Annotated in this window: 1 protein-coding gene; it reads left to right on the top strand. The window is 64.3% G+C overall.

The features are described from left to right. Positions 1-165: 165 nt before the first annotated feature. A partial coding sequence (locus OC610_RS27625) for a di-heme oxidoreductase family protein (RefSeq protein WP_264432683.1) occupies positions 166-1,273 on the top strand: 1,108 nt, incomplete at its 3' end.

Below are 1,273 nucleotides of genomic sequence, written 5' to 3'. Positions count from 1 at the left end.
GATCGCAGCCTCGCTTCGCTCGGCAGCTCCTACGCAGCTCCTTGGCTCCTACGCAGCGTCAGAACCATACAGCCCCGATCAAACCAAACGATAATTCCTCTTATTCAAACCGCCCCGCCCTGTTAGACTTTGCGCCCGCGTTTCCCTCGTCCCGCAGGATTTCCGATGCTGTCGTTGCCTCTTCGCTTATGCGCTCTGCTGTTGGCCCTGGGCCTGAGTGCCTGCGATGACGCCCCGCGTTTCACCCAGGCCGAACCCGGCGAAGCCAAGTCCGGCGGCAACGCGACGGTACGCAAGGCCGACCAGAATGCCTTTTCCCTGCCTTCGGCCAACCTGCCGCCCTCACGGCGGGTGGATTTCAGCGTCGGCAACAGTTTCTTCCGCAGCCCTTGGGTGATCGCCCCTTCGACGACGACTGCCCGTGATGGCCTCGGCCCCTTGTTCAACACCAACGCCTGCCAGAACTGCCATATCAAGGACGGGCGCGGCCACCCGCCGGCGCCAGACGCAACCAGCGCGGTATCGATGCTGGTGCGCCTGTCGATTCCCGATGCAGCACCGTATGCCAAGCTCATCGAACAACTCGGCGTCGTGCCGGAACCGACCTACGGCGGACAATTGCAGGACATGTCCGTGCCGGGCGTCGTTCCAGAAGGCAAGGTGCGGGTCGATTACACACCGGTCCCGGTGCGTTTCAAGGACGGCACCGTCGTGGAACTGCGCAAGCCGAACCTGCAGATTACCCAGTTGGGTTATGGCCCGATGCACCCCGACACGCGGTTTTCGGCCCGCGTCGCACCGCCGATGATCGGCCTGGGTTTGCTCGAGGCCATCCCCGACGAGGCCATCCTGGCGAATGCGCAGGCTCAGGCCCGGGACAACAACGGTATTGCTGGCCGGCCGAACAGGGTCTGGGACGACGTCCAGCAAAAGACCGTACCGGGGCGTTTCGGCTGGAAGGCCGGGCAGCCGAACCTCAATCAACAGAACGTCCATGCGTTTGCCGGCGACATGGGCCTGACGACCAGCCTGCGTCCGTTCGACGACTGCACCGAGGCCCAGGTCGATTGCCAGCGCGCGCCCAACGGCAATGGCCCGAAGGGCGAGCCGGAAGTCAGCGACAACATTCTGCGCCTGGTGCTGTTCTACAGCCGCAACCTCGCCGTGCCGGCCCGCCGCGACGTGGACTCGCCCCAGGTGCTGGCGGGCAAGAACCTGTTTTTCCAGGCCGGTTGCCAGTCCTGTCACACCCCCAAATACACCACGTCCGCCA

It is taken from the genome of Pseudomonas agronomica (assembly GCF_025917275.1).
GTDB lineage: Bacteria > Pseudomonadota > Gammaproteobacteria > Pseudomonadales > Pseudomonadaceae > Aquipseudomonas > Aquipseudomonas agronomica.
Note: the sequence above shows the minus strand (reverse complement) of the source record. Positions and strands in the feature narration are given on the sequence as shown.